General features: G+C 38.7%; 14 protein-coding genes and 3 pseudogenes. 13 read left to right on the top strand and 4 right to left on the bottom strand.

The window, feature by feature from the left end:
• Window positions 1-75 precede the first annotated feature (75 nt).
• From ACFILD_RS02940 to ACFILD_RS02930, 3 pseudogenes are all read left to right on the top strand, one after another.
• Window positions 76-363: pseudogene (locus ACFILD_RS02940) on the top strand (glycoside hydrolase family protein); the annotation flags it as partial.
• A 66-nt stretch (window positions 364-429) separates the two neighbouring features.
• A pseudogene (locus ACFILD_RS02935) lies at window positions 430-631 on the top strand (hypothetical protein).
• A 146-nt stretch (window positions 632-777) separates the two neighbouring features.
• A pseudogene (locus ACFILD_RS02930) lies at window positions 778-995 on the top strand (hypothetical protein).
• A 60-nt stretch (window positions 996-1,055) separates the two neighbouring features.
• Here the strand turns inward: ACFILD_RS02930 and ACFILD_RS02925 are convergent.
• Entirely contained in the window at window positions 1,056-1,337 is a 282-nt protein-coding gene (locus tag ACFILD_RS02925) for a type II toxin-antitoxin system YafQ family toxin (protein ID WP_273791336.1), read from the bottom strand.
• Window positions 1,338-1,344: 7 nt separating this feature from the next.
• Window positions 1,345-1,626 carry a type II toxin-antitoxin system RelB/DinJ family antitoxin gene (locus ACFILD_RS02920; protein ID WP_273791337.1) on the bottom strand — a complete coding sequence of 94 codons (282 nt, stop codon included), beginning with the start codon at window positions 1,624-1,626 and terminating at the stop codon, window positions 1,345-1,347.
• Between the two features lie 282 nt (window positions 1,627-1,908).
• Between ACFILD_RS02920 and ACFILD_RS02915 the strand changes: the two genes are divergently transcribed.
• The 3 genes from ACFILD_RS02915 (at window position 1,909) to ACFILD_RS02905 (ending at window position 4,955) form a co-directional block, all read left to right on the top strand.
• Entirely contained in the window at window positions 1,909-2,871 is a 963-nt protein-coding gene (locus tag ACFILD_RS02915) for an L-threonylcarbamoyladenylate synthase (protein WP_375664732.1), read from the top strand.
• 2 nt (window positions 2,872-2,873) lie between these two features.
• Window positions 2,874-4,283: an FAD-binding oxidoreductase gene (locus ACFILD_RS02910; RefSeq protein ID WP_375664170.1), complete on the top strand. Its 1,410-nt coding sequence runs from the start codon at window positions 2,874-2,876 to the stop codon at window positions 4,281-4,283.
• Window positions 4,284-4,427: 144 nt separating this feature from the next.
• Window positions 4,428-4,955: a DUF6101 family protein gene (locus ACFILD_RS02905; protein ID WP_012754813.1), complete on the top strand. Its 528-nt coding sequence runs from the start codon at window positions 4,428-4,430 to the stop codon at window positions 4,953-4,955.
• 1,067 nt (window positions 4,956-6,022) lie between these two features.
• Here the strand turns inward: ACFILD_RS02905 and purD are convergent.
• Entirely contained in the window at window positions 6,023-7,306 is a 1,284-nt protein-coding gene (purD, locus tag ACFILD_RS02900; RefSeq protein WP_375631379.1) for a phosphoribosylamine--glycine ligase, read from the bottom strand.
• A 90-nt stretch (window positions 7,307-7,396) separates the two neighbouring features.
• Between purD and ubiA the strand changes: the two genes are divergently transcribed.
• A complete protein-coding gene (gene ubiA, locus ACFILD_RS02895) occupies window positions 7,397-8,401 on the top strand; it encodes a 4-hydroxybenzoate octaprenyltransferase (protein WP_375631380.1) in 1,005 nt (334 codons plus the stop codon).
• A 237-nt stretch (window positions 8,402-8,638) separates the two neighbouring features.
• Here the strand turns inward: ubiA and pdxH are convergent, their stop codons facing one another.
• Window positions 8,639-9,262 (bottom strand): pyridoxamine 5'-phosphate oxidase, encoded by a 624-nt coding sequence (pdxH, locus tag ACFILD_RS02890; protein WP_375628318.1) that lies wholly within the window; start codon window positions 9,260-9,262, stop codon window positions 8,639-8,641.
• Between the two features lie 323 nt (window positions 9,263-9,585).
• On the opposite strand from pdxH, the gene ACFILD_RS02885 reads away from it, so the two are divergent.
• The 6 genes from ACFILD_RS02885 (at window position 9,586) to dxs (ending at window position 16,194) form a co-directional block, all read left to right on the top strand.
• Window positions 9,586-10,488, top strand: coding sequence for a J domain-containing protein (locus ACFILD_RS02885; protein ID WP_273791343.1), 903 nt, complete (start codon window positions 9,586-9,588; stop codon window positions 10,486-10,488).
• Between the two features lie 127 nt (window positions 10,489-10,615).
• On the top strand, window positions 10,616-11,434 hold the full coding sequence (gene fabI / locus ACFILD_RS02880; RefSeq protein WP_273791344.1) for an enoyl-ACP reductase FabI: 819 nt from the start codon (window positions 10,616-10,618) through the stop codon (window positions 11,432-11,434).
• A gap of 146 nt (window positions 11,435-11,580) precedes the next feature.
• Window positions 11,581-12,669, top strand: a complete 1,089-nt coding sequence (aroC, locus tag ACFILD_RS02875) for a chorismate synthase (RefSeq protein ID WP_375663231.1) — start codon at window positions 11,581-11,583, stop codon at window positions 12,667-12,669.
• A gap of 15 nt (window positions 12,670-12,684) precedes the next feature.
• Window positions 12,685-13,788 (top strand): 3,4-dihydroxy-2-butanone-4-phosphate synthase, encoded by a 1,104-nt coding sequence (gene ribB, locus ACFILD_RS02870; protein ID WP_375654549.1) that lies wholly within the window; start codon window positions 12,685-12,687, stop codon window positions 13,786-13,788.
• A gap of 7 nt (window positions 13,789-13,795) precedes the next feature.
• Window positions 13,796-14,050: an exodeoxyribonuclease VII small subunit gene (locus ACFILD_RS02865; protein ID WP_273791347.1), complete on the top strand. Its 255-nt coding sequence runs from the start codon at window positions 13,796-13,798 to the stop codon at window positions 14,048-14,050.
• Between the two features lie 236 nt (window positions 14,051-14,286).
• Window positions 14,287-16,194 (top strand): 1-deoxy-D-xylulose-5-phosphate synthase, encoded by a 1,908-nt coding sequence (gene dxs / locus ACFILD_RS02860; RefSeq protein WP_375664730.1) that lies wholly within the window; start codon window positions 14,287-14,289, stop codon window positions 16,192-16,194.
• Window position 16,195 lies beyond the last annotated feature (1 nt).

The raw sequence follows: 16,195 nt of genomic DNA, 5'->3' as shown, positions 1-16,195 counted from the left end.
CAAGCACTCACACAATATCCAGATCTTGCCATGAAAATCATAGGCAACACGTTAAGCCCTCAAGAAGGCTATAGAACATTGCTTAAAAGGCTTAATCGGGGTGATTATGAAGCTGTACCAACCGAATTGCAGAAAATGGACCAAAGCCAAGTGGCAAACGTTTACAAGGTCTTGTACTCCGGCGTGTATCAGAGGCAGGGCTATGGACGAAAGGGGCTTGTGCTTCTGCTAATTATCAAACAGTAGAAACGGGGGGGTAAAGCAGAAGCATTGGCACCCATTATTGGTTCTTTCTCAGGTCTTGGCGGTTTTTTAGCGGGCAATGGTCTAGTTCAATGGGCTTTAGCCGCCATTATGGTTTGAGCCGCATATGCTGGCATTTTCTTTGTTGCTAAACGTTTTCAGGAGCACTGCCTATGAATCTTATGGATGAAAAGAAATCTGATGCTAACAGGTGCGGCTTTAGACGCTTTTTTTTATGATTTTAGCAAGAGCCTTTACTCTTGGAAAAAAAGCAGAACAACAAAAGCAAACAGAAAAAGCTTTAAAAGCAGCCACAATACGTCTGGAGGTGGAAAGTGAAGTTAATCAAAAAAGTGCTGCTGATGTGCGTGCTGCTCTCTTTGATTGATTGCGCGACAAATAAATATGCTTCTTCTTGTGTTGGTTGGTTACCTGTTTATTTAAGCCGGCAAGATCTGAACACCATTAGCTCAAACTTAGGAAGAGAGCTCTTAAAGCATAACAAGCAGGGTCAACGCTTGTGTGGGTGGAAACATGGTTAGAAAAAAATCCAAAAAACACACAGAGCTTACAGAAGTAGAAAAGAAATGCTTCAAGAAATGATCATCACCTATCAAAGCGTGAAAATGATGTCTCGCTTGATGAAGTGGATAGCATTTTTTCTTTTTTTGCTTATCCTTGATTTTGCACGCCTCATGGATGCAATAGACAACATCTTCGCACATTTAAAACAATGGTTCTTAAAGAATTAGAAAAACTGTCATACAAGCAAAACTTCGAAAAATCCTTTTTACTATGAATTGGAGATCCAATCATAAGCGTAGTTCAGAATGCAAACCAAGTCGTAAGAGCTCTAGTGTTTTGGTATCTGGCTTTCGATAGATCACAACTAAATCTGGCTTGATATGACAATCACGACAATTGCGCCATTGACATGTTAGTGCATGATCTCTCCAATGCGCCGTTAGCGGTTCATTCTCCGCTAACGCTTTGACCACAAGCAGTAAATTCTCCTCTAGTGCATTAGCATACCTACCTTTGCTTTCATGTTTAAGATCACACCGGAATGAACGCGTATAGACAATTTCCCGCATAGCAAGCTTAGGTTTGCTTTTCAGATTTACGCATTTCGGTTCTATCTTCCCGTATCATGGTCCTTAAGCCGTCTAATGATGTATGTTCGATGCGTCTCATTTCAGCATCCTCGATAGCTCGTAATGTTTCCGGATTTGGTTGGAATAGATCAAGCGGTAATGCTCGATCTCTAGCAATACGGGTCATAAACATGCGTACTGCATCCGATACAGTTAAACCCGTAGACTTAATAACTGCACTTGCAATTTCTTGAACTTCATCAGGTATGCGGGCTTGAATTTTTCCCATTGCTAAACCTCCTATTCAATTGTAGTACAATGTACTACACGTTAAGTTTATGTCAAGAGTTTCAACAATAGCTTTTCACAAGAGAACTTAGCAAAATTCAAAAAATGATTAGAGAAAGTTGGCAGAATAAGATATGTTTTGTAGAAGAATATTGGAAAATCCTATTCCCTAACCTTTATTTATGAACCTCGCACTTTTAAAAAAAACTATATAAAATCAATGTGATATATGAATAAAAAAGAGCATAATATCACTAAAAGAGTGTTATAGAAATGATGTATCATGACGATTCTACCACTCGATAGTGCTTCGATAAGAGAAGCAATAGCGCTTCTTGAAAAAGGGAAGTTAGTAGCGTTACCAACGGAAACTGTTTATGGATTAGCGGGCGATGCAACCAATGGGAGGGCAATTTCTTCTATTTATTCTACAAAGGGTCGTCCGCAAATTAATCCTCTTATTGCGCATGTTAGCGGCATCGAAATGGCACAACGTTATGTTAAAATTGACTTTCTTTCACGCCAATTAATGGAGGAATTTTGGCCAGGGCCTTTGACATTGGTTTTGCCTTTAAAGGAACAGCATAATATCCATCCTTTAACAACCTCTGGTTTGAATACCTTGGCTGTTCGTTTTCCAGACAGTCGTTTTGCGGAAGTGGTACAACATTTTGGCCGTCCACTTGCTGCTCCTAGTGCGAATCAATCGGGGCGTCTTAGCCCTACTTCAGCTGAGGCTGTTTTTGCATCTTTGGGGGAATCTGTTCCTTTAATATTGGACGGAGGACCTGCTAAAATAGGGCTAGAATCAACGATTATTAAAATTTGTGGTGAAAATATTTATCTTTTGCGTCCAGGGGGGCTTACGGCTGATAAAATTGAAGAAGTTGTGGGGAAGTCTTTAAAACGGATAGATCAAAGGGCGGCGATTGAAGCTCCTGGGATGTTAAAATCGCATTATGCCCCCAATGCCACGGTTCGTTTGAATGTAGAAAAGGTGGAAAATGGTGAAGCGCTTTTAGCATTTGGTTCAAAGCGTGTTATGGGGGCTGAAAATGCCGTTTCTATTTTAAACCTTAGCGAAGATGGAAAGTTGGAAGAGGCAGCCTCTCATTTATTTCAATATATGAAGGAATTAGATTCATTTAAAGTGAGATGTATCGCAGTAGAACCTATTCCATCATACGGATTAGGGGAGGCTATCAATGATCGTCTTATACGGGCTGCAGCTCCAAAGGAGAAATGAACATGGAGCAGGAATTAATTGAGGGGTTTAGGAAAATTGTTGGTGCTAAGCATGCTATAACAGATCAAGCGTTGATTGCGCCGTATTTGCTTGAAGAGCGTGGGCTTTTTCATGGAAAAACACCTTTACTTTTACGTCCATCTTCTTGCGCAGAGATCTCATCGATTATGCAGTTAGCGAGCAAAACGCGCACACCGATTGTGCCACAGGGTGGAAATACAGGGCTTGTGGGGGGACAACAACCAGATGAAAGAGGAGGGAGCGTTCTTTTATCCATGGAGCGATTAAATAAGATTAGAGCTATAAATCTTGAGGGAAATTTTGTTGTTGTAGAGGCTGGTGTTATTTTACAGGATTTACAGAAAAAAGTGGATGAATCAGGTCGTTTTTTCCCTCTTTCTTTGGCATCTGAAGGTTCTTGCCAAGTAGGAGGCAATCTTTCGTCGAATGCTGGAGGGACAGCTGTTTTAGCTTATGGCAATATGCGTGATCTTTGTCTTGGTTTAGAAGTTGTTTTACCGGATGGGCGTATTTTAGATGATTTGCGTTTTGTTAAAAAAGACAATAGCGGTTACGATTTAAAAGATCTTTTTATTGGTGCAGAAGGCACATTGGGAGTTATAACCGCAGCCGTTTTGAAGATGTTTCCAAAAATAAAAGGAAAAGCTGTTGCTTTGGTGGGATTATATAGTCCGGCGAAGGCTTTAGAGTTTTTATCTCTGGCTCAAGAATATGGAGGAGGGATGTTGACAGGTTTTGAGCTCATGGGAAATCTCAGTTTGCAAATGGCTTTAGATTATAAGATGTGTGAGAAGCCTCCTCTTCAGCGGAAACATGAATGGTATGTATTAATGAACATTTCATCGTTGCAAGGCAATGATGAGGCATTATCGGTATTGAGTACTATTTTAGAAGAAGCTTTAAAGAATGCGGTGATAGAAGATGCAGTTGTTGCGCAATCTTTAAAACAGCAAGATTTTTTTTGGCAATTACGAGAAAGTATATCATCAGCACAAAAGTTAGCAGGAGGGTCCATTAAGCATGATATTGCAATCCCACTTGCTTCTATTCCTGATTTTATTGCTGAGGCAGCGCTTATTGTAGAAGATATTGCTCCAGGAGCACGGGTGATTTGTTTTGGACACATGGGCGATGGAAATTTACATTATAATATTACACAACCTGTAGGAGCTGATACGACAGTGTTCTTGCAGTTATGGTCAACAATGAATCATCGCATTCATAGTTTAGTGGTGGACTATAGAGGTGCATTTTCTGCTGAGCATGGAATTGGTCAGCTTAAGCGCGAAGAACTTCGTTCTTTTAAATCGCCTGTCGCATTGGATATTATGCAAGGGATTAAAAAAACGCTCGATCCTTTAGGGATAATGAATCCTGGAAAAGTATTATAATTCAAGAATGGTGATCATGTATTTTTGTTTAGATTTTAATAACCAAAAAAGAAACCAGTTGTTTTTTATTCAAACTTTTAATAATCCAATGAGAAAAAGCTGCTAAAGGGTGTATGTTATTTAAGATAAATTGGGATAATGTATATGGCTAATCAATGCTTTAATCAGGCAAAAGCGGTGCTTGAATTTCGGTTAGATCCGTGCCATTTGCCACAAACGACGACATATTTTTCATCCAAAACGGGTAATCAGGTTATTTGTTCGTTAAATGAGCGTGGTGTTTCTTTTAAAACGGATATGCCTTCAAGTTTATCGCATTTAATACCCCCTTATCATTTCCAAGGAATTGCAGCACGTACCGTAAAAACGCGTTCAGGAGAAAGAGCTGTTGCATTAGAATTACTTCATGCCGATGAGGAAGCTTGTATACCACTTTTGGTTTCCAGAGATTTGAATAATGTTCTTCTGGATTGGCGGTTATGGGCGGATACTTATGGCCTTCCCATGCTTATGATCAATGAAGATAATCGCATTCTGGTTGTAAAAGATCGTTCTGATTTACATCGATTTTTTGGTACAACAGCACATTCTAAACAAAAGCGTTTTTTACTTCGTTATAGCAATCCGTTAGGCTTGCGTTTGGTGATTGCGAATCGAATTGCACTCCAGTAATATTAACATGCATTCATTTTTGTACTACCGTCAGCATTTATCTTGTTGTGCTGTAAAACATCGTTGTTTGGAGCGGTAATATAAGGCATGTAAACTTCACACATGAAGTGTTTTAGAAGATATGGCAAATATTCTTAAGTTTGCTTGTAGGTATTTGTGTAAGTGCAGCATAGGAGTGGGAAGCAAGAGGAACCCGCTCAATGAGAATCCAGACCTTTACAGACGGGATTTGGTGTGACTTTTGGTTCTTGAAAACAAAAAGAGGAAGTCAATGATTGTAAATGAGAGTTTTTTGACACCATACATTGGCAGCAGGAATCGATTATGTAAAACGCTTTTTTCGGAGAGGTAAAAACGGTTTTCATAACAATAGAAACTGTTTTTTTTGGCGGTATAATTTTGGGTTTTTGCCACATCATAAAAACACCAGCAGATTGCTGGAAGTGTTTTTGAATTTTTTTATAAATAATTTCTCCATGTTGAATGAGAGCTTTGAATATTGCAGAATATTCTTATTTCATCTCTCTCTCTTATAATCAAAATCATTTAGATAGAAAGGGTGATCGTAATATTGAGAGTTGGAAAATACAAAGATGGTATCGGTTTTTATTCCAGAAAGATGGCAGAATGGATTTATACTATTTGCAGGTAGTGTCGTAAAATGGGAGTGATGAGCATGAGAGGTATTGTTTAAGAATTTGTATGTGAATAATATAACTATCTTTTTTGGGCATTTTATTTTTTGTAAAAGCGGAATTTCATTAAAAACGCGATAGATAAAAGAAATGATAGTATATATGTTTTTCTTCAGGACTTTATAAGAAAGAAAGTGTTTATAAAAATGATGAGAAAATACGTTTAAAGTAACAGTAAAATGATCATTTTATATTACATTTTCAGATTCAAAAAATTTTCCTATTTTATCATGAGTAGATATTCTATTTATAATATTTGATTGTTCAAAGGAAAGCACACTCATTTTTTCAAAATTATGGTCAACGTAAAACAGTGAGAAAATTTGTGTGTCATGCTCTTATATAAAATAATAAAATCGTAAAAAAGAATATTCAAAGGATTTTATTTTCTCGCGCAACGGCTCTCCATCCGATATCACGACGAACAAAACCTTCTGGCCAATCAATACAATCAACAGCTTCATAGGCACGTTTTTGTGCATGCGTAATCGTTTTTCCTGTTGCAGTTATATTGAGAACACGTCCACCATTTGCAATGAGTTCTCCATCACGCAACACTGTACCAGCTTGAAAAACTTTCACATCGGGAAGAGAGTTTACTTGATCAACGTTACGGATAACAGTACCTTTTTGGGGAGAGTCTGGATAACCATTAGCAGCCATAACAACGGTGAGAGCAGCTTTTTCAGACCACCGAAGAGGCTTATTTTCAAGTTTTCCTTGAGCAGCAGCAAGAAAAATTGGCAAAATGTCATCTTTGAGGCGCATCATTAAAACTTGACATTCAGGATCACCGAATCGTACGTTAAATTCAATTAATTCGGGTCCTTTTTGCGTTATCATTAATCCGACGAAGAGAATACCTTTAAAGGGAGCGCCCATTTCTTTCATGCTTTTTAAAGCTGGTTCAACAATTTCTTTGAGAGTACGATTCACTATTTCTTTGGTCATGATGGGCGCTGGTGAATAAGCACCCATACCACCGGTGTTTGCTCCAATATCCCCATCACCTACACGTTTATGATCTTGAGCAGATCCAAAAGGAAGAGCAACTTTACCATCACAAAGGCAGAAGAAGCTTGCTTCTTCACCTTCAAGAAAAGATTCTACAACAATTTTGTTTCCTGCATCTCCAAATGTACTTTTGAAGCAGGCATCAACTGCGTTAAATGCTTCTTCCATAGTTGTTGCAACCACAACACCTTTACCAGCTGCTAAGCCATCAGCTTTAATAACAATGGGAACATCTTGTTGCTGAATGTAAGCTTTAGCTTTAGAGGCATCATTAAAGCATTGGTAACTTCCTGTAGGAATGTTATTCTTACGACATAAATCTTTTGTAAAAGCTTTTGAACCTTCTAGTTGAGCAGCTTTTTGAGTAGGACCAAATACACAGATGTTAGCGCTATTAAGAGAGTCTGTTATACCCGCAACCAATGGTGCTTCTGGTCCTACAATTACAAGATCAATAGAACGTGCTTTACAAAAATCAATAACAAGGGAATGGTCATCAATGTTTAAATTAATATTTTCACCAAATTCTGTTGTTGCAGGATTTCCAGGAGCACAGTATAACTTTGTTAGCAGTGGTGATGCTGCTATTTTCCATGCTAAAGCGTGTTCTCGTCCACCTGAGCCAATAAGAAGAATATTCATTGCTTGCTCCTCTCATAAAAGATGATTAATCTCATCCCCTTCTCATAAGAATGAAATGTCTCTATCGCAAGACCAAAGGTAAATCATTTGATGAAAAAAAATAAAAATATCGCGCATGTTCAGTCCTATGATAGCCAAGGACGGGTTATGGATGCATCTTCCAAACAATGGGTCTACAATTTCCTTCCCTGTTCTTTATGGTTTTATGCGCAATTGGCGCGTTGGGATCGGCCTATTGGATGGCAATTGTTGATGTGGCCTTGTTTTTGGTCAACAACAATGGCTTTTTTCTCTTATAAAATGCATTACGATACTCTTTTATCAATGTTTCTTCATTGGGTTTGGTATCTTTTTCTTTTTTTTCTGGGATCTATTGCTATGCGAGGGGCAGGATGTACTTGGAATGATCTTATTGACCATAAAATTGATGCTCAGGTAGAAAGGACACGTTCTCGCCCATTGCCGACAGGTCATGTGAGTCGGTTTCAAGCAAGAGTTTTTATACTTGTGCAATGTTTGGTTGGTTTAGTTGTTTTATCACAATTTAATAGGTTTAGTTTTTTTCTAGGTATTTCGTCATTGATAGCTGTTGCATTTTATCCTTTTATGAAACGCGTAACATATTGGCCGCAGTTTTTTTTAGGCGTTGCGTTTAATTGGGGGGCATTAATGGGGTGGGCTGTTGTCTTTGGAAGTTTAAGCTGGGCACCAATCTTGCTTTATGTGGGATCAATTTTGTGGACCATAGGATATGATACAATCTACGCACATCAAGATAAAGAAGATGACGTTACTGTTGGTGTCCGTTCTACGGCTCTTCTCTTTGGTAAAGCAACCAAGCGTGCTTTAGTATTTTTGTATGGTGGTTTTGTGATGTTCATTAGTCTAGCATTTTATTTAGCTGGAGTCCCTGTTCTTAGTTTTTTGGGGATTTTTGTGGCAAGCATCCATATGTTTATTCAAATTAAAGTCATTGATATAGATGACAGTTCACAATGCCTCAGGCTTTTCAAATCTAATTCGCTTATTGGTTTTGTGATTTTTGCTGGTTTAGTATGTGGGGGTATATGGACGATATTTTATCCTGCGGTCTAAAAATAAGTTAGCTAAAATCATAGTTTCTACTGAATACAGTATGTTTTTTTAAATAAGCTTGTTGCTAATCTATTTTTAAGCGATACAGTAGAAAATATTACTAATCAACTGTTACAGTGGAAATGAAATTCTTCTATTTAAATAAAATAAATCATCTTCTTTTAGAATTTTTCAAATAAAAAATATTTGTTTAACTGTTGGGAAGAAAAAATCTTCATAACGATGAAATTTGAAGGATTAGGGATAAAGTTTTTGTCTTTTCCAATCGCTGTGTTCAACACAATCTCGTGTAAAAAGCAGACGATCATGTAAACGAAATGGGCGATCACACCAGAACTCTATAGAAAGGGGTTTAACACGAAACCCAGACCAATAAGGTGGTCGTGGAATATTACCTAGAGCATAACGCGCAGTATATTGAGCAATTGCTTTTTCGAGCACAAAACGATTGTCTAAAGGTTGAGATTGTTTAGATGCCCATGCACCAATTCGACTACCACGTGGTCGTGATTGGAAATAGGCATCGGCTTCCTGTTGACTTACTTTTTCAACAATTCCTCTAATTCTTACCTGACGACGGAGCGATTTCCAATGAAAACCTAAGGATGCTTTCATTGATTTTAAAATTTCTTGTCCTTTACAGCTTTCATAATTGGTATAGAAGACAAAGCCTTGGGGACTGTAGTCTTTGAGGAGAACCATACGAACATTAGGGAGTCCTGTTTCGTCAACTGTTGCTAATGCCATAGCATTCGGATCATTTATTTCACTTATCGTTGCCTCTTCAAGCCACTTTGCGAAAAGTTCAAAAGGTTTTTGCATTTGCATAAAATGATCATCTGTTGGTATTTTTTTGCTCATAGTTTCTCCAAATATCAGTGAGCATGGGTGAGGCATTTTCTCATTTACTTTATCATCAAGAAGTCACAGTACCATTTTTCCTTATTTTCAAAAAGCCAATGCTATCGTGTATTTCTATGGTAGTTTAATTATTTTTACTTTAGCATAGACTACAAGGAGCTATATTAAATAAATATCTCATTTTATCTGGTATTTTAGTTTATTGATAGACATATAAAGAGAAAAGAAGAAATTATTCTCTAGAATAGATTGATGAAGTTATAAGGGTATTAACAACGTATCAGTTGATATTTTGAAAACGAAGAAATTGAAAAGAGGGCAATATGCGTGATCCCTACACGATTCTGGGTGTGGCACGTACCGCAAAATCGCAAGAGATTAAATCGGCATTTAGAAGATTAGCAAAGAAGTATCATCCAGATCATAATAGAGATGATGCAAAGGCTAAAGAAAAATTTGCTGAAATTAATCAAGCTTATGAAATTATAGGTGATAAAGATAAAAAGGCACAATTTGACCGCGGTGAAATTGATATGGAAGGAAAACCGCTTTATCAAGCCTATGGTACTGGTGAAAATTTTAGCAATAAACAAAATCCCTTTTCAGGAAGAGCAAAGGGATTTGATTTTTCCTCTTCAGGTGGTGCAGGTTTTGATGCGAGTGATATTTTTCGGGATCTGTTTGGAGGAGGAGGTAGCTTTTCGAATTCCACACACTATAACCGTCCCCAACAAGGAGCACATGTTCGTGCTAATCTTGCCATAACACTAGAGCAGATGGTTGGCGCAGAAAAGGTGGAAGCTGTTTTTCCAAATGGAAAAAAGTTAAAAATTAAACTTCCATATTATATTGAAGACGGACAGGTTATTCGTTTAAAAGGTCAGGGAGAAGAGGTAGCTCTTGGGCAAGCAGGAGATGCGTTGATAACCATTCAGATTCAAAAACATCCTCGTTTTCGGGTTGAAGGAAGAGCACTTCATCTTGATTTACCAGTTTCTCTTAAACATGCTGTTTTGGGAGCAAAAGAAGAAGTTGAGACGTTGGAGGGACGTGTGGTTTTAACGATTCCTGCGTGGTCAAGTTCTGATCGCGTTTTACGGTTGAAAGGGAAAGGGCTTCGTTTAAAAAATGGTACAAGAGATGATCTTTATGTGCATGTTCGCATTATGTTGCCGGAAGGTGAAAATGCCGCGCTAGAACAGTTTTTGCAAATGCAACAAGATTAATTTTAAAATTTTTATATATAAAAGCGTAGTTTTTGTTTGATTTTAAACCAATTGCTTGAAGAAAAAGTTGACCTGTGTCATAGGCAGATGAATAATATTAATTTTAAGTAACAATGGGGCAGTGCTGATGGCTAAGGGTAATGGTTTATTGTACGGTAAGCGTGGTTTAATTTTGGGGTTGGCCAATAATCGCTCCATCGCTTGGGGAATCGCTAAAGCGGCAAGTAGCGCAGGGGCAGAGCTTGCTTTTACCTATCAGGGTGAAGCAATGAAAAAGCGTGTTGAGCCTTTGGCTGAAGAATTAAAGGGGTTTGTTTGTGGACATTGTGATGTTTCTGACAGTGTCTCTATTGATACGGTCTTTAAAGAAATAGAGAAGAAATGGGGAAAACTCGATTTTTTAGTTCATGCTATTGGTTTTTCTGATAAAGATGAATTAAGTGGTCGTTATATTGATATCAGCGAATCAAATTTTATGATGACCATGAATATTTCCGTTTATTCCCTAACGGCTCTAACGAAGCGTGCAGAAAAATTGATGCCAGATGGTGGTTCAATCTTGACACTGACCTATTATGGAGCAGAAAAGGTTGTTCCAAATTATAATGTAATGGGGGTTGCTAAAGCGGCTCTTGAAGCGAGCGTGAAATATTTAGCGGTAGATTTAGGTCCTCAAAATATTCGTGTTAATGCTATATCTGCTGGACCCATTAAAACGTTAGCAGCTTCTGGTATTGGTGATTTTCGTTATATTTTAAAATGGAATGAATATAATGCTCCATTACGTCGTACGGTAACAATTGAAGAGGTTGGTGATTCTGCGCTTTATTTTCTTTCAGATTTGTCTCGTTCTGTTACTGGTGAAGTCCATCATGTCGATTCGGGTTATAATATCATAGGTATGAAAGCCGTTGATGCACCAGACATTTCTGTCGTTAAAGAATAAAGTTTGGTTTATAGGATTTTATTGGACAGCAGTAATTTGACCAAATTTAAAGTGGCTAAGAGTATTTGAGCGCAAAGAGCTACCTTGTGTATAGCATACAACATGCGTTGTCGTTGTAATATTTGACAGAGAAACGGATCTTTTTCATGTCGCATAATACATTTGGTCATTTGTTTCGTGTAACAACATGGGGTGAAAGTCATGGTGCTGCTCTTGGTTGTGTCATTGATGGTTGTCCACCTGGAATTATTTTTACTCTTGCAGAAGTTCAAGCTTATCTTGATAAACGCAAACCAGGACAATCAAAATATACAACGCAGCGCCGAGAATCAGATAAAGTAGAGGTCCTTTCAGGAGTTGTTGTTCAAGACGATGGGACGACATTGGTGACAACAGGTACACCAATTTCTCTGTTGATTCGAAACACAGATCAGCGTTCGAAGGATTATAGCTCGATTGCCCATCAGTATCGTCCAGGACATGCGGATTATACTTATGATATTAAATATGGCATTCGTGATTTTCGAGGCGGGGGACGTGCTTCGGCACGGGAGACGGCAGCACGTGTTGCAGCTGGTGCATTTGCTCGTAAAATCGTTCCTGGTTTGATTGTACGAGGAGCAGTGATAGCAATTGGTCCTCATAATATTAATCGTGATCGTTGGGATTGGTCAGAGGTTAATAATAATCCTTTTTTTACAGCTGATGCAGAGATGGTTCACATTTTTAGTGATTATATCAGTGAACTCCGTAAAGAGGGAACATCTGTTGGAGCGGTTGTTGAGATCGTTGCAGAAAATGTTCCGGCAGGTTTAGGAGCCCCTATTTACGCAAAGCTTGATCAAGATATTGCCTCGTTACTTATGTCGATTAATGCGGTAAAAGGTGTGGAAATTGGTGATGGTTTTGCGGCAGCCCGCTTGAGGGGAGAAGAAAATGCCGATGAAATGCGAATGGGAAATGATGGAAAACCGCTTTTTTTATCAAATCATGCGGGAGGTATTTTAGGGGGAATATCGAGTGGACAGCCAATTGTTGCACGTTTTGCTGTAAAGCCTACTTCATCAATTTTAACACCTCGTCGCTCTATTGATGTTGATGGTCATGATATAGACGTTATAACAAAGGGGCGTCATGATCCATGTGTTGGGATCCGTGCCGTTCCTGTTGGTGAAGCGATGGTTGCTTGTGCTATTGCTGACCATTATCTAAGACATCGCGGTCAAGTTGGGTGATTGAGAAGGTGAACAATGGCGTATGATGAAAAAAAAATTGTTTCTGCACTTAAAGCTTTTGAACGCGGTGAAATTGTTGTGGTAACAGATGATGATGACCGTGAAAATGAAGGTGATTTAACTGTTGCTGCAGCGCATTGTACAGAAGAAAAGATGGCGTTTATTCTTCGTCACACAACAGGTATTGTGTGCACACCTATGCCAAAAAAAGAAGCAAAACGGTTTAATCTTTCTCCTATGGTACCAGATAATAATTCTGCACATGGGACACAATTTACGGTTACTGTTGATTTTAAACACGGCATAACAACAGGGATCTCAGCACATGACCGTACATTAGCTGTACGTAATCTTGCGAATTCAAATGCAAGTGCGGATGATTTTGTTCGTCCAGGGCATGTTTTTCCTTTGATTGCGCATGAAGGGGGGGTGCTCATGCGTTCAGGTCACACAGAGGCGGCTGTTGATTTATGTAAATTAGCTAATTTGCCGCCGGTTGGTGTTATCGGTGAGTTAGTTAATGATGATGGAAGCGTTAAACATGGCGATCAGATTATGAAATTTGCGCAAGAACATCGGTTGCATATTATAACGGTTGCAGATTTAATTGCTTACCGCCAACGTAAGGAAATATTGATCAAAAATGTTGGAGAAATGCCTATTGAAACATTTGTAGGTCCCGCTATTATTCAAAGTTATCAACTCCCTTGGGAAGCCGTTCAGCATATTGCAATTGTTTTTGGTGATGTCCGTGAGGGGGAGGATATTCCTGTGTATTTACATCATGAAAACATTATAAATGACGTTTTTTGTCAAACTTCAGATATTATGGTGATGATGCGGCGTATGATGGAAAAAGAAAAACGTGGCGTATTTATTTATTTGCGTGAAGGATCTGTTATACAATCAGCTATTGATATTCAAAACATGGCAAGAGACAGTTCAGAAAACCATGTGCAGGCGATTGAACGCGAAGAAGAATGGCGCAAAATTGGTTTAGGATCACAAATTTTAAAATATTTAGGAATAGGCTCTGTTATTGTTTATGCTTCTAAAGAGCGCCATTATGTAGGTTTGGAAGGTTTTGGAATTCGTATATCCAGAACAGATATTTTTTGAGGTTCATATGAAAAAAGAGATACAAGAGGGGGATATTACGACCTTAAGTTTCGAGCAAGCGCTTAAGCAACTTGAAGTTATTGTCGAAAATTTGGAACGTGGCGATGTGCCTTTGGAACAATCCATTGATATTTATGAACGCGGTGAAGCGCTTAAAAAGCATTGTGAAAAACTCTTAAGAGTTGCTGAAGCTAAAGTTGAAAAAATCCAGTTTTCAGAAGAAGGTTCTCCAGAAGGAGTAGAACCACTTGATGCTAAATAATATTAAATCTTTTTGGATATTTATTGTGGGACTTAAGAGATGCAATAACCTTAGTTTATAAACAGAAAAATTTATTGATTTCTTTTTTATATAATAATTTAAAAATGAGGAAATTATAGTTCATCTCAATAGAAAAGAGCATTTTTCAGTAAAAAAAGATGCAAAACTGTAAATAAGAGTAGAGAAGATGTATTTCGTTGCGTTTTCTTGAGTTAAGATAATAGAAAGGATTTTTTTTGTCTCAGGTCCTAACACCATTGCTTGACCGTGTTTGTTTTCCGCAAGATTTGCGGGCATTGCATGAGTCTGATTTGGTACAGTTGGTTGATGAGTTGCGGACAGCAACAATTGATGCGGTTTCTGTAACAGGTGGTCATCTTGGGGCGGGACTTGGTGTTGTTGAGCTCACTGTTGCATTACATTATATTTTTAATACACCAGAGGATAGGATTATTTGGGATGTTGGTCATCAAACCTATCCACACAAGATTTTAACGGGGCGTAGAGAAAAAATTCGCACATTACGTCAAGAGGGCGGATTATCTGGTTTTACAAAACGTTCAGAAAGTGTGTATGATCCATTTGGAGCGGGGCATTCATCTACTTCTATTTCAGCGGGGCTTGGCATGGCGGTGGCAAGTGCTTTGAAAGCAGAGACAAGACGCAATATCATAACTGTCATTGGTGATGGTGCAATGTCTGCGGGTATGGCATATGAAGCAATGAACAACGCTGGTGTTTTGAATGCGCGCTTGATTGTTGTTCTTAATGATAACGATATGTCTATAGCACCACCTACAGGTGCTATGAGTGCACATCTTGCACGATTAGTGTCTCGTCCTTCTTATCGTCATTTGCGTGAACGCGTAAAGATGTTGAGCGAAAAATTGCCAAAGTTTTTTTTGGATAAGGCCCGTCGTTCAGAGGAATTTGCGCGTGGCCTTTTGGTTGGGGGAACTTTATTTGATGAGCTTGGCTTTTATTATGTTGGACCCATAGATGGGCACAATTTGGGGCATTTATTGCCTGTTTTTAAAAATGTTCGTGAATATCCTAACGGTCCTGTTTTGGTGCATGTTGTAACCCATAAGGGAAAGGGATATCCACCTGCAGAGGCCTCGTCTGATAAATATCATGGTGTTAATCGTTTTGATGTCACGACAGGAAAACAGGTAAAAGCATCAAGTAATATTCTACCCTATACCAAGGTATTTTCTAAAGCTTTAATAGAAGAAGCTCGCCATGATGATAAGATTGTTGGCATAACAGCAGCGATGCCAACAGGGACAGGCCTTGATTCTTTTGCGAAAAAATTTCCTGAAAAAATGTTTGATGTTGGTATCGCTGAGCAACATGCCGTAACTTTTGCGGCAGGACTTGCTTGTGAAGGGTATAAGCCTTTTGTTGCAATTTATTCTACTTTTTTACAGCGTGCTTATGATCAAATTATTCATGATGTATCAATTCAAAAATTACCGGTACGTTTTGCTATTGACCGAGCAGGTTTTGTGGGGGCAGATGGCGCAACACATGCTGGAAGTTTTGATATTGTTTTTTTGTCCACTCTTCCTGAGTTTGTTGTTATGGCACCTTCTGATGAGCTTGAATTGATGCATATGGTGCGTACAGCTGCAGCTTATGATCAGGGACCAATTTCTTTTCGTTATCCGCGTGGTGAGGGGATTGGTATAGATTTACCGCAACGTGGTGAGTTATTAGAAATTGGAAAAGGGCGCGTTCTGCGTGAAGGGAATAAGATCGCTTTGGTTTGTTTTGGAACGCGGATGTCAGAAGTGTTGCAAGCTGCTGATGCGTTGGAGGTTGAAGGGTTATCTACAACGGTTGCAGATGCACGGTTTGCAAAACCTTTAGATAAGGATTTGATGCGTCGTTTGGCACGTGAGCATGAGGTATTGGTGACAATTGAAGAAGGGGCAATCGGTGGATTTGGAGCGCACATATTACAATTTTTAGCGCAAGAAGGGCTCTTAGAGCATGGTTTGAAAGTTCGTACACTACAACTTCCAGATGAATATTTGAATCAAGGCTCACCAGAAAAAGTTCTTTCACGTATCGGGCTTGATGCTATGGGCATTGTCAACACGGTTTTTACAGCTTTGGACCGCGAGATTCGAACAGGATAAA

It is taken from the genome of Bartonella sp. CL162QHHD (assembly GCF_042195435.1).
Classification (GTDB): Bacteria; Pseudomonadota; Alphaproteobacteria; order Rhizobiales; family Rhizobiaceae; genus Bartonella.
This window is presented reverse-complemented; position numbering and strand designations above follow the sequence as displayed.